Origin of the sequence: Microcoleus sp. AT3-D2 (assembly GCF_036705715.1) — a bacterium.
Classification (GTDB): Bacteria; Cyanobacteriota; Cyanobacteriia; order Cyanobacteriales; family Microcoleaceae; genus Microcoleus.
This window is the reverse complement of the sequence record NZ_JAUBVE010000042.1, coordinates 36,626-56,461: the sequence shown is the minus strand read 5'-3', so window position 1 is coordinate 56,461 and position 19,836 is coordinate 36,626. Positions and strand designations below refer to the sequence as shown.

The 19,836-nt window shown below is 42.1% G+C and carries 14 protein-coding genes and 1 other RNA gene; 4 read left to right on the top strand and 11 right to left on the bottom strand.

All coding sequences use genetic code 11. The features are described 5' to 3' along the window. Together QUB44_RS18065 and QUB44_RS18060 are read left to right on the top strand one after the other, a co-directional pair. Positions 1-2,277: ATP-binding protein (locus tag QUB44_RS18065; RefSeq protein WP_333369695.1), on the top strand; the 2,277-nt coding region annotated here is incomplete at its 5' end. Between the two features lie 63 nt (positions 2,278-2,340). Beyond that, positions 2,341-5,553, top strand: a complete 3,213-nt coding sequence (locus QUB44_RS18060) for a PAS domain-containing protein (protein WP_333369694.1) — start codon at positions 2,341-2,343, stop codon at positions 5,551-5,553. A 22-nt stretch (positions 5,554-5,575) separates the two neighbouring features. Here QUB44_RS18060 and QUB44_RS18055 read toward each other — a convergent pair whose 3' ends face one another. After that, the gene (locus tag QUB44_RS18055) at positions 5,576-7,393 is read right to left on the bottom strand and encodes an EAL domain-containing protein (RefSeq protein ID WP_333369693.1); all 1,818 of its coding nucleotides are present in this window, start codon (positions 7,391-7,393) and stop codon (positions 5,576-5,578) included. Continuing rightward, positions 7,390-10,284, bottom strand: coding sequence for a histidine kinase dimerization/phospho-acceptor domain-containing protein (locus tag QUB44_RS18050; protein WP_333369692.1), 2,895 nt, complete (start codon positions 10,282-10,284; stop codon positions 7,390-7,392). The genes QUB44_RS18055 and QUB44_RS18050 overlap by 4 nt, the downstream gene beginning before the upstream one ends. A 977-nt stretch (positions 10,285-11,261) precedes the next feature. Here QUB44_RS18050 and QUB44_RS18045 point away from each other — a divergent pair. Then, entirely contained in the window at positions 11,262-12,629 is a 1,368-nt protein-coding gene (locus QUB44_RS18045; RefSeq protein ID WP_333369691.1) for a serine/threonine-protein kinase, read from the top strand. A gap of 152 nt (positions 12,630-12,781) precedes the next feature. Then, positions 12,782-13,138 carry a dihydroneopterin aldolase gene (folB, locus tag QUB44_RS18040; RefSeq protein WP_333070833.1) on the top strand — a complete coding sequence of 119 codons (357 nt, stop codon included), beginning with the start codon at positions 12,782-12,784 and terminating at the stop codon, positions 13,136-13,138. 105 nt (positions 13,139-13,243) lie between these two features. On the opposite strand, the gene nuoK is transcribed toward folB, so the two are convergent. The 9 genes from nuoK to QUB44_RS18000 all read right to left on the bottom strand — a co-directional run bounded on the left by nuoK (position 13,244) and on the right by QUB44_RS18000 (position 19,781). Beyond that, entirely contained in the window at positions 13,244-13,549 is a 306-nt protein-coding gene (nuoK, locus tag QUB44_RS18035) for an NADH-quinone oxidoreductase subunit NuoK (protein WP_199292736.1), read from the bottom strand. A 79-nt stretch (positions 13,550-13,628) separates the two neighbouring features. Then, a complete protein-coding gene (locus QUB44_RS18030) occupies positions 13,629-14,252 on the bottom strand; it encodes an NADH-quinone oxidoreductase subunit J (protein ID WP_333070831.1) in 624 nt (207 codons plus the stop codon). Positions 14,253-14,368: 116 nt separating this feature from the next. Beyond that, entirely contained in the window at positions 14,369-14,944 is a 576-nt protein-coding gene (gene ndhI, locus QUB44_RS18025) for an NAD(P)H-quinone oxidoreductase subunit I (protein WP_333160607.1), read from the bottom strand. A gap of 101 nt (positions 14,945-15,045) precedes the next feature. After that, positions 15,046-16,164, bottom strand: coding sequence for an NADH-quinone oxidoreductase subunit NuoH (gene nuoH / locus QUB44_RS18020; RefSeq protein ID WP_333075256.1), 1,119 nt, complete (start codon positions 16,162-16,164; stop codon positions 15,046-15,048). 611 nt (positions 16,165-16,775) lie between these two features. Next, positions 16,776-17,166, bottom strand: a transfer-messenger RNA (tmRNA) gene (gene ssrA, locus QUB44_RS18015). Between the two features lie 234 nt (positions 17,167-17,400). Beyond that, positions 17,401-19,161 carry a serine/threonine-protein kinase gene (locus tag QUB44_RS18010; RefSeq protein ID WP_333369690.1) on the bottom strand — a complete coding sequence of 587 codons (1,761 nt, stop codon included), beginning with the start codon at positions 19,159-19,161 and terminating at the stop codon, positions 17,401-17,403. Beyond that, positions 19,149-19,292 carry a hypothetical protein gene (locus QUB44_RS18005; RefSeq protein WP_333369689.1) on the bottom strand — a complete coding sequence of 48 codons (144 nt, stop codon included), beginning with the start codon at positions 19,290-19,292 and terminating at the stop codon, positions 19,149-19,151. The genes QUB44_RS18010 and QUB44_RS18005 overlap by 13 nt, the downstream gene beginning before the upstream one ends. Before the next feature lie 4 nt (positions 19,293-19,296). Further along, positions 19,297-19,566, bottom strand: coding sequence for a type II toxin-antitoxin system RelE family toxin (locus tag QUB44_RS31215; protein WP_445299904.1), 270 nt, complete (start codon positions 19,564-19,566; stop codon positions 19,297-19,299). After that, entirely contained in the window at positions 19,563-19,781 is a 219-nt protein-coding gene (locus tag QUB44_RS18000) for a hypothetical protein (RefSeq protein ID WP_333369688.1), read from the bottom strand. Before QUB44_RS18000 ends, QUB44_RS31215 begins: the two co-directional genes overlap by 4 nt. Positions 19,782-19,836 lie beyond the last annotated feature (55 nt).

The window sequence follows — 19,836 nt, the reverse complement described above, 5'->3', positions numbered from 1 at the left end:
TTTCAAGATGGTAAAGGTATTGATTGGTTAATTGTCATTGCGATTCCCGAAAATGATTTTATGGAACAAATTAACAGTAGTAGACATACGACGATTTTATTATGTCTTTTGGCACTATTTTTGGCAACGGTTTTGGGAATTTTGACTTCTGAATGGATAGCTCGACCGATTCGGCGTTTGGGTAAAGCCACAAGTGCGATCGCTGGCGGCGACTTCGAGCAAAAAGTAACGGCTTCCTCCGTTAAAGAAATCAGCGCTTTAGCGACTGCTTTCAATTTAATGAGCCAGCAACTCAAGCAGTCCTACGCACAATTAGAAGATTATTCGCACTCCTTAGAACAAAAAGTCGCAGAAAGAACTCAAGAATTAGAGCAAGAAATACGCGACCGCCAACAAATACAAGAGACCCTCCGGGAAAGCGAAGAAAGGTATCAATTAACTCTAGAAAGCGTTAATGAAGGCATCTGGGACTGGCAAGTCCAAACAAACGCCATCTATTTTTCACCCCAATGGAAAGCCATGCTAGGCTATCAAGACAGCGAAATTCCTAACGAGTTTAGTTCTTGGGAAACACTCGTTCACTCCGAGAATTCACACCCGATATTAGATTTTTTAAAAGACTATTTAAAAAGTGGAAGTAACGAATCTTATAGTTGGGAATTTCAGATGCGACACAAAAACGGTAGCTACAGGTGGATACTATCACGAGGTCGGGTTGTGGAGCGGGACGCCGAAGGCAAACCCCTACGTTTAGTCGGCTCTCACACCGATTTTACCGATCGCAAACAAACGGAAATAGAATTGCACATAGCCAAGGAAGCTGCCGACGGTGCGAACAAAGCCAAAAGCGAATTTTTGGCAAACATGAGCCACGAACTTCGCACGCCACTCAACGGTATATTGGGCTATGCTCAAATCCTCATGCGTTCAAAAAATTTAGACTCTCAAAATCTCAACGGTCTGAAAATTATTCATAAGTGTGGCTCTCATTTACTCACTTTAATTAACGACATCCTCGACTTTTCTAAAATCGAAGCTAGGAGAATAGAACTTTACCCGACGCAATTTGATTTTCGGGCATTTTTAGAAGATGTCAGCCAAATCTTTCGCCTCAGCTCGGAACAAAAAGCCATCAGTTTTATTTGTCAATTTGACTCGGGGTTACCCACCAACCTGCAAGCGGACGAAAAACGCCTAAGACAAGTGCTAATTAATCTTGTAGGTAATGCTGTAAAATTTACCGATCAAGGGGGCGTTACTTTCAAAGTTCAACTCATAAAATCAGTAGCCTTAGAACCTAACCCGAAGGAATTAAACGCCATCAACACTATCCGCTTTCAAATTGAAGATACTGGAGTTGGTATCGGCGCAGAGCAAATGCAGAAAATTTTTAAACCTTTTGAACAGGTAGGTAGTACCGATAAGATGGCTGAAGGGACAGGTTTGGGATTGGCAATTAGCTTAAAAATTATTGAAATGATGGGGGGTAGTATTCAAGTTAACAGTCAGTTAAATGCGGGTAGCCAATTTTGGTTTGATTTAGACCTTCCTTCTGCTAGTAAATGGGAATCGGCAATTCAGCTACAAGCTGCGATCGCGGGTTATCAGGGCAATAAACTGAAAATTCTCGCAGTTGATGATAAATGGGAAAATCGCTCGGTGCTGGTTAATTTGTTGACACCCCTTGGTTTTGAAGTCATAGAAGCCGCTAATGGCCAAGTCGCTTTAGAACAAATTAATTATCTCCAATTTAATGCCGTTATTACTGATTTGGTCATGCCAAAAATGGATGGTTTCGAGTTAGTGAGACGTCTCCGCTCTCAAACTAAATTTAAAGATTTAGTCATTATTGTTTCTTCAGCCAGCGTATTTGAAGCTGAACAGCAGAAGAGTTTAAATGCGGGAGCAAATGCTTGTTTAACCAAACCCGTACAAGCTGACGAGTTATTTGCATTACTCCAAAAGCACTTAAGCATATCTTGGGTATATCAAGAGTCATCTCAACTTGATAAAAATGTCAATCAATCTGTAGACTCAGATTCAGTTTCTTCTTTAGTACCACCACCTGATGAAGAACTTGCCATTTTATACGATTTGGTAATGATAGGTAATTTAAAAGCCGTTACTAAACAAGTTGAACAGTTAAAAATTTTGGATGCAAAATATATTCCCTTTGCCCAACGAGTAGGAGAATTGGCGGGAAGCTTTCAGGAAAAACAATTACGGTTATTTATCAACGATTACAAAGCCGATCACAAAAATCAAATTGATGATTGACAATAACGCGATATTATTTCAATTATCAGCCTATAAACCGCGTGACGTTATTCCTAGAAAGTTATGTGTACAAATGTTTCTAAATTTCCAAAAATTCCGTTACGCCGTGTCTTAATTGTTCCTTTTGTTTTACAAATCTTTACAGCCGTAGGGTTAACCGGATATTTTTCGTTACAAAACGGACAGAAAGCAGTTAATGATGTAGCGGCACAGTTGCGCCGTGAAATCGCCACGAGAATTGAGCAGAATTTACAGACCTATCTTGCTGCTCCCGATTTAGTTAATCAAATTAATGCTGATGCTGTTAGGTTGGGCCTATTGAGCATGGAAGATATGAGAGTGTGGGAGCGTCATATTTGGCAACAAAAAAATCGATTTAATAGCGTAAATGGCATAGTAATAGTAAATGAAAAAGGTAAAGGTGTAGCTATTCAGACTAAGGATGAAGGAAAGCTAGAAATTCATGCACAATTGCCAACAAATACAAATCAGGTATATATTTATTCTATAGGCAGTCAAGGGGAAAGACAGAAATTACTCAAAGTTTTGAATAATTTTGATACGCGAAAAATGCAAGCTTACAAACAGAGCTTAAAAGCTGGCAAACCTATCTGGAGTCCAATTCATTTTGGCGAGGCTATTCACACCCCTTTAATGGCGAGAAGTCAACCAGTTTTTGACAAAAACGGAAAACTGCTGGGCATCTTATTTACCACTCTACGTTTATCTCTGATCGGTAATTTTTTGCAAACTTTAAAAGTTGGGAAAAGTGGACAAACTTTTATTGTCGAGCGAAGTGGAATGCTAGTGGCTAGTTCTACATCAGAACAACCCTATCGAGATCAGCAAAGATTTCAAGCCATTGATAGTAAAGATATTCTCACTAAAGATACTGCGAAATATTTAATCGAGCGATTTAACAATCTTAATGAAATTAAAAGTTCTCAACAGTTAGATTTTTTATTGAACGGGCAAAAACAATTCGTACAAGTTGTTCCTTTTCAAGATGGTAAAGGTATTGATTGGTTAATTGTCATTGCGATTCCCGAAAATGATTTTATGGAACAAATTAACAGGAGTAGACATACGACGATTTTATTATGTCTTTTGGCACTATTTTTGGCAACGGTTTTGGGAATTTTGACTTCTGAATGGATAGCTCGACCGATTCGGCGTTTGGGTAAAGCCACAAGTGCGATCGCTGGCGGCGACTTCGAGCAAAAAGTAACGGCTTCCTCCGTTAAAGAAATCAGCGCTTTAGCGACTGCTTTCAATTTAATGAGCCAGCAACTCAAGCAGTCCTACGCACAATTAGAAGATTATTCGCACTCCTTAGAACAAAAAGTCGCAGAAAGAACTCAAGCATTAGAGCAAGAAATGCGCGATCGCCAACAGATACAAGAGACACTCCGACAAAGCGAAGAAAGGTATCAATTAACTCTAGAAAGCGTTAATGAAGGCATCTGGGACTGGCGAATCCAAACAAACACCATCTATTTTTCACCCCAATGGAAAGCCATGTTAGGCTATCAAGACAACGAACTTATTAACCTATTTAGCTCCTGGGAAGCACTGGTTCACCCCGATAATTTACAGCAGATATTAGAATCTTTAGAAGACTATTTAAAAAGTGGAAGTAACGAACCTTATAGTTGGGAATTTCAGATGCGGCACAAAAACGGTAGCTACAGGTGGATACTATCGCGAGGTCGGGTTGTGGAGCGGGACGCCGAAGGCAAACCCCTACGTTTAGTCGGCTCTCACACCGATTTTACCGATCGCAAACAAGCAGAAATAGAATTGCAAATAGCCAAGGAAGCTGCCGACGGTGCGAACAAAGCCAAAAGCGAATTTTTGGCAAACATGAGCCACGAACTTCGCACACCCCTCAACGGGATTTTAGGCTACGCTCAAATCCTCATGCGTTCAAAAAACTTAGACAAGCAAGAGGTAAATAGTCTAAAAATTATTTATCAATGTGGCTCTCATTTGCTCACTTTAATTAACGACATCCTCGACTTTTCTAAAATCGAAGCTAGGAGAATAGAACTTTACCCGACGCAATTTCATTTTTGGGCATTTTTAGAAGATGTCAGCCAAATCTTTCGCCTCAGATCGGAACAAAAAGCCATCAGTTTTATTTGTCAATTTGACTCGGGGTTACCCACCAACGTGCAAGGGGATGAAAAACGCTTAAGGCAGATTTTAATTAATCTCTTAGGTAATGCTGTAAAATTTACCGATCGAGGGGGCGTTACCTTCAAAGTTCAACTTATAAAATCAGTACCCTTAGAAACTAACCCTAATGAATTAAATGCCATCAACTCTATCCGCTTTCAAATTGAAGATACTGGAGTGGGGATCGGCGAAGAGAAAATGCAGAAAATATTTCAACCTTTTGAACAGGTAGGCAATACCGATAAGATGTCAGAAGGAACAGGTTTGGGATTAGCAATTACTTTAAAAATCATCGAAATGATGGGTGGCAATATTCAAGTTAACACTCAGTTAAATGCTGGCAGCCAATTTTGGTTCGATTTAGATTTACCTTCTGCTAGTAAATGGGAATCGGCAATTCAGCTACAAGCCGCGATCGCTGGCTATCAAGGAACTCAACTGAAAATTCTCGCAGTTGACGATCAGTGGGAAAATCGATCTGTGCTGGTTAATTTGTTAGCACCCCTTGGCTTTGAAGTGCTAGAAGCTACGAATGCCAAAGAAGCTTTAAAACAAGTCGATTGTGGCCATTTTAATGCTATTATTACTGATTTAGTAATGCCAGAAATGGATGGTTTCGAGTTAGTAAGCCGTCTCCGCTCTCAACCTAAGTTTAAAGATTTAGTCATTATCGTTTCTTCAGCTAGCGTGTTTGAAGCTGACCAGCATAAGAGTTTAGATATGGGCGCAAATGCTTTTTTACCCAAACCCGTACAGGCGGCTGAGTTATTTGTATTGCTACAAAAGCATTTAGGGATATCTTGGGTATATCAAGAGTCATCTCACCTCAATCAAAATGTTAATCAATTCGTACAATTAGATTCAGTTTCTTCGTTAGTACCTCCACCAGATGAAGAACTGGTCATTTTATACGATTTGGTTATGAGAGGTAATTTAAAAGCAGTGACTAAACAAGTTGAACATTTAAAAAAATTAGATGCAAAATATATTCCCTTTGCCGAACGGGTAGGTGAATTGGCTGCAAGCTTTCAGGAAAAACAATTACGGTTATTAATTAACGATTACAAAGCCAACAACAACAATCAAATTGATGATTGAAAATAACACAAAATTATTTCAATTATAAGCCTATAAACCGCGTGGCGTTATGACTATCTAAGGGGCGAGAAAAAAAGTAACCTTGTCCGAAAATACATCCTAGTTCTCGAAGAATTTGTATTTGTTCTTGAGTTTCCAATCCTTCAGCAACAATTTCCATATTTAAATTCCTACCTAATAATATTATTGTTTGAATTAAACTTGTATCGTTGGGATTTCGAGCCAAGTTTTGCAAAAAGGAACGATCAATTTTTAAAGTATCAATTGGCAACTCTTTGAGTAAACTTAATGAAGAGTAGCCAGTACAAAAATCATCGATACATATACCAACACCCATAGCTTTTAAAAATTCAAAGTTAAAACTTGTTGTTTTTAATAGACAACTTTCAGTAATTTCTATATTTAAAGTGTTTCTATTTATCCCAGTTTCTTGTAAAATTTCTGCAATTTGTTCCAAGCAATTAACTTGCTGGAATTGAATAGGAGAAAAGTTAACGTTCAGTTTCAAAGGCAGGTCAGGCAATTCCTCTTGCCAACGTTTTAACTGGCTGCAAGCTTCCCGTAAAATCCACCAACCTAAAGGATTAATTAATCCTGTTTCTTCAGCAACAGGGATAAATTGATCGGGTGAAATCATGCCTTTGGGATGATTCCAGCGGATTAAAGCTTCAAAACCTTTAATTTCTTCAGTAATGAGGGAAACAATAGGTTGATAGTACAAGCAAAATTCTTGTTGAGCGATCGCTTTTCGCAAGTCTTGCTCTAGTTCGAGGCGTGCGATCGCATCTGCTTGCATCTGTGGATCGAAAACCTGATAGTTACCACTTCCCTGCTTTTTGGCTCGATACATTGCAATATCCACATCTCTAAGGATATCCATCGGGTGTTGATAATTTATTGCACTAGAAGTTATACCAATACTCGCTTGTACGATAGCTTCATATTCATTAAAATTAAATGGTAACTTAAACTGTTCTAATAATTTTTGAGCGACTAAAGTTCCGGTTTCTGTTTCTAGTAAAATAACAAATTCATCCCCCCCCATTCGCGTTGATATTTGGCAAGGTTTTAAACACCCTTGCATCCGCTTGGCTACGCACTTAAGTAGCTCGTCTCCTGCTAAATGTCCTAGGCTATCATTTATAACTTTAAAACGATCTAAGTCAACAAACAAAACAGAATAACTTGTATTTGCTGCAATTAACTCATGCAATTTCTTAATCAACCAGTCTCGATTTGGCAAACCTGTTAAGGAGTCATGGAAGGCATTATGCTCCAATTGAGCTTGACTTCTGTACAAGTCTTGCAGCGTTTGAGACAGTTCTGCTGTTCGTTCTTTGACTCGTATTTCCAATTCTTGATTTAGCTGTTTTAAGTCTGCACGAGCCTTGGCGTGTTCCGCAATTTCTTGCAATAAATGCTGATTTTTAACTTCAATAGTTTTAGTTAAATGCCGCAAATCTAAATGTGTTTTAATTCTCGCTAAAACCTCTTCTTTTTGAAAAGGTTTAATAATATAATCTACAGCTCCTAAAGATAAACCTCTGACAACATTATCTGTTTCAGAAAGAGCCGTAATAAAAATTACAGGAATTTGACTCCATAAAGGGTTTTCTTTCAAGCGTGTATAAGTTTCAAATCCGTCTATTCCGGGCATCATTATATCTAATAAAATTAGGTCGGGAATCACATAATTTATTTTTTGAATAGCACTTTCTCCATCTTGAGCGACCAAAACCTCAAAACTAGCTTCAGTGAGGAAATCCGCTAAGATTCCTAAATTAGCAGGGACATCATCCACTACCAAAATTGTATTTGAGTAAGAATTTAAATTGTTCATAAATTTATTTCCTTGTATTGAATGAGCATTTCCAAGATTTTTTTCTCTTGAAACTCTTTAGCTAACTGCCGCAATTTTGACGCAAATGACATATATTTCGGATCGGTTTTTTCAAGAGTGTCTGTCTGTTTTATAATTTCTTTCAAATTACCTCGCAACGCTAAATCAAACAGTTTATCCAATGCTTCTGAAGGAGGAGGAACAATTTTATCGTAATTGGGTTTCCTTACTGAAGACATCAATGATACAGCTTCATAAATCCACTCTATTTGTAAATGAAGTTCTAACTTTTCTAAAAGTTCTTCAGCTTGAACTGGTTTGGCTAAAAAATCAACTTCCCCAGCTTGTAAGCTTTGATTTTGGTCTGTTTCAAAAACACTCGCAGAAGAAACAATTATTTTAATATCTTTTAATTCTAAGCTTGTTTTCCAGTATTCCATTAATTGAAATCCATCCATTTCTGGCATAACTAAATCTGTAATCACTAAATCTGGTTTAGCCTGAGTTGCTATGTTCAATCCTTGTTTACCGTTAGTCGCTTCTATTACTTCAAATCCTAGAGGAGTCAGTAAATTAACAATGACCGATCGATTTTCCCAACGATCGTCAATCACGAGAATTTTTTGGGGATTTCCTTTAAATCCAATAATTTTACCTTTGTCAGTTTGAGAACTTGTATTAACCCATTCTGTTGCTTCTAATAGCTCTAAATCAAACCCAAAAATACTGCCCATTTGTAATTGACTGGTGACTTGAATGGTACTACCCATTAATTGAATAATTTTTTGAGTGATTGCCAGTCCTAATCCCGTTCCTTCTGCTTGATTTTTGCGAGATCCAACTTGTTCAAAAGGTAAAAATATTTTGACCATTTCTTCGGGTTTAATTCCTACTCCTGTATCTTTAACACTGAAGCGAATCTTACAGCAAGTTTGATGAGAAAAATTAATAGTTTTTTCAATTACACTGACACTAAAACTTATGTCTCCTATTTTGGTAAATTTGATGGCGTTACCAATAAGGTTAATTAATGCTTGTCGCAAGCGCTTTTCGTCGGCGTGAATGGCAATGGGTAAATCGGGATCGGGTTGGTAGCTAAATTTGAGACTTTTTTGTTCGGCGCGAATGCGACAAATTTCGGCAACGGCCTGTAGAAAAGCGGGAAAATGAAATTCTGTAGGGTAGAGTTCCATTTTCTGAGCTTCTATTTTAGACAAATCGAGAATATCGTTAATCAAAGTTAGCAGGTGAGAACCGCACTGGTAGATAATTTCAATGCTATTTTGTTCGTGTTCTCCTAGTTTTACAGAACGTTTGAGAATTTGGGCATAGCCTAAGATCCCGTTGAGTGGGGTTCGCAGTTCGTGACTCATGTTAGCCAGAAACTCGCTTTTGGCGCGGTTGGCATTTTCTGCTGCTTCTTTAGCTGCATAAATTTCTTGTTCGGCACGTTTGTATTCGGTAATGTCTTCTACTGTACCTTCGTAGTAGAGAATATTGCCATTTTCATCACACATAGCGCGAGCATTTTCTGAAATCCAAATAATACTACCGTCGCGGCGATAAACTTGAGATTCAAAGTCGGCAACAGTGCCGCGATCGCTTATAATTTTTATGAATTCTTCTCGGTGGTTGGGATCTACATAAAGTTGTTGTTTAATATTGGTTAATTTGCCAATTAATTGGTCAGAAGAAGTGTAACCATAAATTTCAGCCAAGGCTGGATTAGCGCTAAGATATTCCCCTGCGGGCGTAACTTGGAAAATTCCATTAATTGAATTGTTAAAAATGCTGCGATATTTGGCTTCAGCAGCTTGTAATTCTTTTTCAAATTGCAGGCGCTTTTTGCGGTTGCTGACAAAAGCCATAAAAATGTAAGTAACTACCGTTAATACTAGCAGTGCAAACCCGATGACTTGATATTTTCTACCAACTAACTGATTCAGTCGCTGTTCCAATAAACGATCTAAAAGTGGAAAAGCTGTATCGTAAAGTTTTAATTGGGACTCTAGGGCAGTTTCCGCTGTAGCTATATATACGAATGGCTGTAACTTGATGCTGTTGGCATTAATGATATCTTTGTCGAGTAAGTCAATAAATCTTTTGATATTCTTGAAATTTTCGCGCACGCTAGTGGATAGCTGCCGCTGAATTTGCGGATTAGCATTAGCAGAAATTTGCAAGCCTCTTTCCACTGCTTGTATAGGCGGTGCAATTAAACTCCGAATAATCAAAAGTTTTGCTCGATCACTGTCTGTAATTCTTTGTTTAGCGTGTTGAGCGGCGATCTTTGCACCGATATCTTTAGCTTGAGCCGTATTCTCTATCGTTAATGGTAGTTGCGTGACAACGGTATCCATTAAATAATAACTGTCTAAAGATGGATCGAGAATGAGATTAGAAACATCTCCGATGTGGGCAATTAAATCGAGTATATCGTTAACAACAGTTGTATGTGCTTGCCAGCTTTGGGTAGGAGATAAGTTGAATTTTTTCTTTTTTAATCGCTGCCAGTTGCCATTAAGGGAAGTTTCGATCGTTAGCCATTGCGGGGTAGTTTTAAATTGGGGCGATAGCTGTTTTTCCACTGCATTGAGGTTTTGGATTGCAGTTTCTATCTTTTCTGTTGCCGTGGCGATCGCAGGGACTAAAGATTTATCTCCATTTAAATATTGATTAACTTTCGTGCGGTGTTCAATAACAGCGACTAGCAAATTTTTCAAAGGATAGTTATAAGCCAAGCCGAGTTTTTCTTTTTGAGCAAATTCAATTTTAATATCAATTTCAGCAATTAATTGATAAACTACCAGAGCAAAAGGAAATACAAAAATCAACAACAACGCCATTAAATTTATGGGTTCTGTGAGGCGCTGGTTTAGGTATTGTTTCATAATCTAATAAGTAATGGATAATGATTTATTTTTAAATTGCTATGAGGAGAATTGTTAATCTGTGTTCTAGCCTCATGGCGGAGTTTTACAATTTATTGCGTAGCTATTTGTCCATTCTGTAGAGAGACATACCCCGTTATTCCTATACCCACAAAAATATTTAGGATAAAAGGTCGAACAAAGAGCAGACCTAACGGAACTTTGGGAGTTGCAGTCATCCACTAACTGGCTGAAGCTTTTTTAGAATTGGCCCAGGTACTTGGTTAATATCAATATTACGCTGTCTTTGGCCTAGCAATACGTATTATAGTTGAACGAAGATGCTAATATATGTCATTGTTATTACATTACATTAAAATTCCTCCAAAAGACTCTAGTCCTATAACTCTTCTATCCTCTTATCTACGGAAGACTCCTACCTTTGAAAAATATTTAAATATTTAAAACCATATAATACATTTTTTGACAAGTTTATGTATAGAATTGTTGCTAATCCTCAAAAAAGACCGCTCCCCAGTATCTTACTTCTAAGACTTACGCATTGACAAAATGTTTATATTATGTATAACTGCCTCTAGAGGCGATCGCTATTTCCATAGCAGACAGAATTCAGTCAAATTACTCAAGTTGTCATTGGGCCCAGAAACATTAGACATCTCCCCAAAAGCTGAATCACCTAATGGGACACAATTGTGCAGAATATGCACAGCCAGTTGACTTCACCTCGATTTGACGACAACATCAGGATGAGAAGCAATTCTAGTTAAAAGCTAGTCCAGAAATAGCGCTTAGTTTAGTCGTTTTTTTGATAATGATGAGGGAGAGTCTACATCATCAAACGATCGCTAAAGCTATTGAGTAGAGGATTGATATTGCTGGGGCGATCGCCCTTCCTTCCCTCGCATTCAAACAAACTTAGCTACAATAAGCTATACTGTGCTCGGCGACTCCCCAACTCGAACAATTTGCCGTGGTTTATGTCTAACTCCTCCCTCCTCGCCCCAGGTTCCACTCTCGAAAAACGCTACCGCATCCTCCGCGAATTGGGCCGCGGTGGCTTCGGCCGCACTTACCTCGCCGAAGACATCAACCGCTACAACGAACATTGCGTGCTCAAAGAGTTTTCTCCGGTGGTTCACAGCCCGAAAGCTGCCGAATTGTTCGATCGCGAAGCAAGTATGCTTTACCACCTCCAACACCCGCAAATTCCCCGCTTTCGAGAACTCCTGCGAACGGATTTGGGCGGCAATCAATCTTTATTTTTAGTACAAGATTATATCAACGGTCAAACCTACGAAGAAATATTGATATCGCGTCAGCAGCAAGGTAAAAATTTTACCGAAGCCGAAGTTACTCAACTGCTATTTCAGCTTTTACCAGTTTTAGAATACATCCACTCGAAAAATTTAATTCACCGCGATATTTCCCCGGATAATATTATTCAGCATGATGCTGACAAACTACCCTTTTTAATTGATTTCGGTTCTGTTAAACAAATTGCAGCCAATGCCGTACTTCAGTTTAACGGACAATCGGATACGGCGATCGGCAAACAGGGTTATTCGCCCACGGAACAAATGCGGCTGGGAAAAGTTTCTGCTGCTAGCGATTTATACGCTTTAGCCGTCACGGCTTTGGTACTGCTAAGCGGCAAAAAGCCTCAAAAATTGTACGATATCAATAATAAAACTTGGGATTGGCGATCGCACGTCACAGTCAGTCAAAATTTCGGTACTGTATTGGATCGGATGTTATCAGAACAACCGGGCGATCGCTACCAATCTGCAAAAGCAGTCCGCGAAGCACTCAAAGATCCAAAACTCTCTCATATTGGCAGTATAATTTCCCAAATGGTGACAATGAACTTTGTCGGCCGCCCTTTCAAAAACGCCACTCAAACTGCTACCAGCAATCATAATCCTGTTAACCCAAACCCTCAAATTGTTAAAAACAACAACATTTTCCAGTTAATACCTTGGAAAACCCTAGGAAGTTTAAGTGTGATTTTGGTGCCCGGAATCTTAGCTTTTAGTGTAGTCAAATCTGGTTTCACATTGCCAAAGTTGCCTGATTTACCTAAATTTTCTTCGCGCCAGCAACCTCCTGATACATCCTTAGAGGAAGCCGAAATAATTCGTCAAGAAAAGATTGGTAAACGACGCAAAAATCTCAACATTAATCAAGATATATTCTATCAAAAAGTGGATGAATTATATTACAATAAATATCCCGAATTCCAAGGTCGTACCTTGACAGAAAAGCCAGAAGATGCTGAAATTAGGCGGAAATGGTATGAAGTTGCTGAGGATTTACTGGACAAGTTGGAGAAAGGAGAACGGTTGTGAAATTTAAGATAGAATAAGAGTGATTCAATCCCAGAGGGCGCAAAGAGCGCAGAGGGAAGCGGAAAAGGGCAAAAAAAGAGAGGGAAGAGAAAGAGAACTTTATCTGGTTTAATACAAATTGGTTAGGCAACGCACTTTTAGTTTATTGCAAAATGGATTCTATTCAACTTACAGGAATTCGCTGCTACGGATATACGGGCTATCTGCCGGAAGAGCAAGTTTTGGGCCAGTGGTTTGAAGTGGATGTTACTCTCTGGCTGGATTTATCGCAAGCTGGGAAAAGTGATGATATTCAACATACTCTTGATTACCGCAGCGCAATTACTCTGATTCAAAAGCTAGTCCAAGAGTCGAAATTTTTATTAATCGAACGCCTAGCAGATACTATTGCTCAAGCGCTTTTACAACTACCCTTAGTCGAGAAAGTTAAACTACAACTCTCGAAACCTGCGGCCCCCATCCCTGATTTCGGTGGCAGAATTACTCTAGAAATTACTAGAAGTCATTAGTTCTTAATCCTTAGTCTTTAGTCATTAGTCCTTAGTCATCAGTCTTTAATCTGCATTAGTTTGTCACTAATGACTGATGACTAATGACTGATGACTATTGATTAATTACCACTTCAGCAAGTTAAATTCTTCCATGTCTACGGTATTGCGGTTGCGATAAATCGCCAAAACAATTGCCAAACCCACCGCAGCCTCAGCCGCCGCTACCGTAACTACAAACACGGTAAATACTTGCCCCTTAACTTGTACGGGGTCGAGATAATTGGAGAAACCCATCAAATTGAGATTGACAGCATTCAGCATCAACTCGATCGACATCAACACGCGCACTGCATTTCTGCTGGTAATCAAACCGTAAATACCAATACAGAAAAGAGCGGCGGCTAATAACAGGAAATACTGGAGTTGCAGTTGCATAAATTTTGCGATTTTGTCTCAATCTAAAGTTACTACAAAACTAACACTATGGTGCGCTTAGCGCACCATAATATTACTTAGATTCTGGCGAAGACACATCTCCGGCAGAAACTAATTCGCGAGGTCTTTCCGGCAAACTCAAAGCAGGTGTTTCGGATAGCTTCTTTGACAGTTCATCCGGGAAGAAATCGCGGCGCGCCAACACAATTGCCCCTACCATTGCCATCAACAAAAACACTGATGCTAACTCGAAAGGCAGCAAAAAGTCGGTGAAGAAATGTTTGGCGATTGTGACGATCGAACTTTCGGCCGGTGCTCCTGTCGTTGCCACAATAGCCCAAGGAGTAGACACCACCATCGTACCCAACAGTGCAAACAAGCCTACGCAAACTACCGCTGTTGCTACTTGACGCACCCAAGCGTTGGGAATAGTGCGGAAATCTTCGCGCTTGTTCACCAACATAATCGCAAACAAAATCAACACGTTAACAGCGCCAACATAAATCAATACCTGCGCTGCTGCTACAAAGTCGGCATTCAGCAACAGGTACAAGCCGGCAATGCTGGTAAATACGCCGCACAGCAAAAATGCTGAGTAAACGATGTTGGAGAACAACACTACTCCTAGTGCTCCTGCAATCATCATTACGGACAATATTCCAAACGAAACAATTTGAACCCCTTCAGCTAGATTCACAATTTTTTATCCTCAATTATTAGTTTTCTCTTGTTCGTTTTTACTCATTAGTTAGCAGTCATTAATAATTGGTTACTTCACTAATAACTGATGACTGCTGACTAATGACTAATTACTTACTTTTCGATAATTTCCTCGGGACGCAGACCGGCGCGGCGATCGGTGTAGGAAACTTCATGGGGGTCGATCGCACCTTTCGGCAAATAAGCGAATTCCCGCATCGGTGTCACCATCGGATCGTCTGTAACCTTGTAGGGCAAACGTCCGAGGGCCACGTTGTCAAAATTCAATTCATGACGTTCGTAGGTGGCTAACTCGTATTCTTCTGTCATGGACAAACAATTAGTCGGACAATATTCTACGCAGTTGCCGCAGAAGATACACACTCCGAAATCGATACTGTAGTGCTTGAGTTGTTTCTTCTTAGTTTCTTTGTTAAATTCCCAATCCACCACAGGCAAATTGATCGGACACACCCGAACGCAGACTTCGCAGGAGATGCACTTGTCAAATTCAAAGTGAATTCGGCCCCGAAAACGTTCGGACGGAATCAATTTTTCGTAAGGATACTGCACCGTAATCGGGCGGCGTCTCATGTGGTCAAAAGTAACAGCTAGACCTTGACCGATATACTTAGCAGCTTGAAAACTTTCTTTGGCGTATTCGCCTACTTGATTGAGGAATTTTAGCATGGTGTTCTCTCTCTGTACTTGAGTTTTTGGTAATTGCTAATTGATAATAGGTAATTGGTTAACAGCTATTTTTTTTACTGTTGCCATTTACCTATTATGAATTAACCGCCAAAAGCAAAAGGAAAGGCAAGCTTCAAAGCTGCGGTCAATAGCAAATTAACTAAAGCAACGGGCAGCAAAAACTTCCATCCCAAATCTAGCAATTGGTCGATCCGAACTCGCGGCAGAGTCCAGCGGAGCAGAACTGCCAGAAACAGGAAAAAGTAGGCTTTCAGCATGGTCATCGTAATGCCCAGCAAGCCGGTAATTACCTGCAACCAAGGAGTCGTCTCGCTCAATCCCAGGGCATTTGTCAGCACTTCGACAGGAATCGGGCATTCCCAGCCGCCGAGGTACAAAACTGCTACTAGCAGGCAAGAAAGGACGAGGTTAACGTAGGAAGCGATATAGTACAAAGCAAATTTCATGCCTGTGTACTCAGTCTGATATCCTGCTACCAATTCTTCTTCTGCTTCCGGGAGGTCAAAGGGCAACCGTTCGCATTCTGCTAGTGCTGCAATCCAGAAAATTAGGAAACCTGCGGGTTGCCGCCAGATATTCCAGCCGACAATCCCGTAGCCGGCTTGCTGGTGTACGATGTCGATCGTACTGAGGCTGTTGGACATCATCACAACTGCCAATACTGCCAAAGCTAGGGGAATTTCGTAGCTGAGGGATTGAGCTGCGGCTCTGAGTCCTCCGAGGAGGGCGTATTTGTTGTTAGAAGCATAGCCGGACATCAGCAAGCCGATCGGCTGAATACTAGACAGGGCAATCCACAGAAATATCGCCGTCCCCATATCGGCGATCAGCATATGCTCTCCGAAGGGCACGATTAAGTAGGAGAGAAAAACTGGAATCACCACAATTACCGGGCCTAGGGTAAATAGCAGCGCGTCAGCTTTGGCCGGTACGATGTCTTCTTTGAATACCAACTTCAGACCATCAGCAACGGGTGCTAAAACTCCCAGAGGGCCGATGAATTCCGGGCCTACCCGCTGTTGAGCGGCGGCGGAAATTTTCCGTTCTAGCCAGACGCTAGTGAGTACCCCGAAAACGGCAGCGACAATCATCAGCAACATTGGCAGCGGTAGCCAAAGCACTTGGGCGATGTCCGCCGGTAAGCCCAAATTCATGAGGGCTTCTACGAAACTTCCTTGTAAGTCAATTCCTGGGTTCATTTGTCCAGCTTTTGAGCGATCAGCATATAATTTTTCACCCGTCCTTTGTAGGAGTAGGCTTAGAAATCGGGGTCTTTGTAAAGATTTTTAATGCTTTACCGCCTAATAGTATATCGCCCGACAGGCTCCAAGAACGCACAGACAAGGTGAAGTTCTAATTATATGAGCCCGCAGCGTAGCTAATGGGTGGGTAACTTATGGTTGATGGTTGACTGTTGAGTGTCCGATCGATTTTGAGTAAGAAATCAATCTGGATTTATGCACTCTCGTGTCTCAAACCTCGATCCCCCCGACTCCCTTTAATTATGGGGATGCGAGGCAGGGCTGTTTCATTCTCGCTCCGGGGCAAACCCCCCGTCGTTGCCCCGATGCTTGAAACGCGCATTCGATGATCGTCGGTGGGGGGTAGGAACGGGGAGTAGGGGTAGCACTACCCCTACAAAACCCTGATTTTCCTGAGAATGAAACAGCCCTGGGATGCGAGGGGGATCTAGACTCAGCTATAAGCCAGATTTAGGCCAAACAAAAGGGCCCAGAGTTAACTCTGAGCCCTTTTAATACTTTAAAGTAACTTTCAAATGGCTTAAACCATTGATTTTACGCTACTTTTTTTATGGAACTGGGCAGAATCGAACTGCCGTCCAAAGCGGGTATTTACCTTCCGATCGTTCACAGGTTTATCCCCTCTAATCCTCGGGGCGGGAACCATCTTTATCCTAAATGGGAGGATTTTCTAGTGATTGCTTTCCTAGCTAGCCGACTAGAAACGTTTAGCTAGGGCATCCGTTGGGGGTTGTTATGCTACCTTTAACGGAGTGAGGTGGCATACACTCTAAACCAAGCTCAAGAAGTTTTTAGGCTACAGCTACGGCTTTGCGAGCGAAAGGAACGATGTTGTTCGCATTTACTATTTTTTTTGAGCCGATATTAACGAGAGTAGACTCCCTCTCGACCTGCATCACGGAGCAGCTTTCGCCACCCTGTCGAAACCATTACAGCCCCTCGTGTGTTCTTTTATGATAGACAATATTCCGTGTTGCGTCAACTAGATTTTAGATTTTAGATTTTGGATTTTCGATTTGGGCACAAAGGTGAGTCGGGAATATTTACATCGTGCACCATTTTCTTGAACAGGCTTTCGGGCTTGTTCCACAAGAGTTGAGTTTTCCTGTGGGGTGGGCAGAAGAACCCGCCTAGGTTTATTGACAGTGGTCAAAAATGTCAGCGCTGCCAAGTTTAATGCAGGTTGTCGTCCCAGACGCCGATGTAAATCCGATCACGCTCATTGCGTTCGATCGTCCCTTCCAGCGAACCCTTCCTAAACGTAAACCGATTACTCCGGCGCTGCTGCACGTCGCCCAAACCTTGCAAAATCTCCCTGCTGGCGCCGCCCACCATCCCGTTTAACGCGGTTCGCACTACCAAATCGTCCACAGACTGGGCAAAAGAACCCTCTGTTTGTACTAGCTCGCCCGAATCGCGATCGTAAATGTAGCCGAGAGTAATCCGATTTGGCAATATTTCGTAAAGTGCGGTGCGAGTATTTGGCCAATAGCCCCGCGCTTGAGAGTCAGTCGGTTCTCCCAATTCCGATAAAATCTGACTTTCCGCCGTACCAACGGCATACCCAGGGATTGTGGGAGTCTTTCGATCGTTGGTTCCCGGTTGTTCGCTGGGTGCGGGCGATCGATCTGGCGGCAACTCTTTGTCAACCAGTTTTTCCGTTGGTGTGGGTTCGACAGCTTCGGGAGAAGGCGCTGGAGTTAGCTCTGGGGCTGGTGTTGGAGTTTCAGCAGCAGGCGCTGGAGTTTCAGCAGCAGGCGCTGGAGTTTCAGCAGCAGGCGACGGAGTTTCTCTGGGAGGCGGCGAGAAAGGCGTTGGTGTCGGCACGGGAATTGGTGCGGGGTTTGAGCGCGCGTCTGGATCAGCAGGGGCCGAATTGCGATCGTCCTGGGCCACCGGTGCGGGTTCCGAAGACGGCCGGTTGAGGAAAACCCTAGCAATTCCGACCAAACCTGCCACAATAAGTGCGATCGTCACGAACCCCAAAATCCACCAAACCTTGCGGTTGCCTTGCCCAGAAGACACCACAGCAGGCGCTGTTCTGGAACCTGCAGGCGACTGAGGCCCGTGTCCCGGAATCACCGCGACTGTCGGCCCGGTGCTCGGCGACGCTGCACCATGAGGCTGCCCGTGCAGCAGCGACAGCCACTCATCGACGCTAGCAGGGCGATTTTGAGCTTCTACCGTCATCCCCCGCATCACCGCTTGGCTGACAGCAGCACTTAGCTGAGGCTGCAAGTCGCGGGGTGAGGGCATCGGCTGACTGGTACGCAAAATTGCAGCCACAGGAACCTGTGCTGTCAGCAGAGTATAAAGCGTCGCCGCCATACCGTAAACATCTGTGGCGGGCGTATATTTTCCTTGAGCGAAATACTGTTCTGGCGGCGCGTAGCCGTCGGACACCATATTAGTGTGACTTTGAGTTGCACCGGGAGTAAACTCGCGGGCAATACCAAAATCAATCAGCACGACTTCCTGAGTACCTTGGCGCAAAAGAATGTTTTGCGGCTTGACATCTCGGTGCAGCAAACCCTTTTGATGAACAACTTTTAAAGCAGCGCCAATTTGAGTGATGTAGAGAATTGCAAGATTTTCTGGCAGCGGATTATTTGAACCGACTACATCGCCCAAATTCTGACCGGCTATGTAGTCCATCACCATGTAAGGCTGTCCGTCTTCCACAAAGAAATCGCTGACGCGGACAATATTCGGATGAACGCAGGAAGCCAACCGCCTCGCTTCGTCTTGAAACTTGCGATCGAACTCAGCAAAATTGGGTTGCTGCCGCAGAGATTCGTTGAGGGTTTTAATGACTACAGGCTGTCCTAAATAGCGGTGATTTGCCCTGAAAGTTATTCCAAAGCCGCCGCGGCCCAATTCTTGTTCGAGGGTGTACTTTCCACCCTGTAAAGTTTTGCCGATTAGCGCATCCATAGGTTCAGGCGATCGCGTACCAGAGAATATGGCTGATTATTGCACGTATGGTCGGCTCTCCTCACCACTCCAAAGGGCGATCGCAATCCTCGATCGGCGTTGCCATTCCTTCCCGAATTGATTCCCCCCATCGTGCTACAACTGCCCCAGCAATTTATCGTAGTCTGCGTGTGACCCAACCCAAAACCAGATCGCAGTGTCTCCATCCAACTGACAAACTGCTCGATAGTTTATGCTAATTCGGGCAGAATAGATGGGTAACTCTGGATGCACCTTCTTGAAACGCAGGCTTGGATGACTTGGGTTTTCCTTGAACTGGCGATACGCCGCGCGCGTCTGGTCTTTAACTTGTTCAGGTAAATTAGCAAATAATTTACGGAACTCGGTTGTAGTGCTTGACTTCACAATGTTTCTGGATCGAGTTCTTGGGTTTGGCCTGCATGATACTCAGACATTGCAGCCGCTGCGAGTTTAACAAGAGCATCTGGGGAACGGGAGAATGCTTGATCCCAGTGCCTCTCGTCTTCAAGTTCTTCCAGAATCATTGAAGCGAGGGCATCTTGCTCGCTGGCAGACAATGTTTTCAACTTGGCGATCGCACGTTCGAGTAACTCAGTCATGGCTACCACACTTTTACAATTAAAATGGCATCCTATCCATTATCCATTGTTTCAG

What these genes read in the sequence shown, in the direction of transcription:
- folB (WP_333070833.1), top strand. Translation starts at nt 12,782, where the DNA reads ATGGATTCTATTCAACTTACAGGAATTCGCTGCTACGGATATACGGGC.
- QUB44_RS18060 (WP_333369694.1), top strand. Translation starts at nt 2,341, where the DNA reads ATGTGTACAAATGTTTCTAAATTTCCAAAAATTCCGTTACGCCGTGTC.
- QUB44_RS18010 (WP_333369690.1), bottom strand. Translation starts at nt 19,161, where the DNA reads ATGGATGCGCTAATCGGCAAAACTTTACAGGGTGGAAAGTACACCCTC.
- QUB44_RS18005 (WP_333369689.1), bottom strand. Translation starts at nt 19,292, where the DNA reads ATGGGGGGAATCAATTCGGGAAGGAATGGCAACGCCGATCGAGGATTG.
- nuoH (WP_333075256.1), bottom strand. Translation starts at nt 16,164, where the DNA reads ATGAACCCAGGAATTGACTTACAAGGAAGTTTCGTAGAAGCCCTCATG.
- QUB44_RS18055 (WP_333369693.1), bottom strand. Translation starts at nt 7,393, where the DNA reads ATGAACAATTTAAATTCTTACTCAAATACAATTTTGGTAGTGGATGAT.
- QUB44_RS18000 (WP_333369688.1), bottom strand. Translation starts at nt 19,781, where the DNA reads ATGACTGAGTTACTCGAACGTGCGATCGCCAAGTTGAAAACATTGTCT.
- QUB44_RS18050 (WP_333369692.1), bottom strand. Translation starts at nt 10,284, where the DNA reads ATGAAACAATACCTAAACCAGCGCCTCACAGAACCCATAAATTTAATG.
- QUB44_RS18045 (WP_333369691.1), top strand. Translation starts at nt 11,262, where the DNA reads ATGTCTAACTCCTCCCTCCTCGCCCCAGGTTCCACTCTCGAAAAACGC.
- ndhI (WP_333160607.1), bottom strand. Translation starts at nt 14,944, where the DNA reads ATGCTAAAATTCCTCAATCAAGTAGGCGAATACGCCAAAGAAAGTTTT.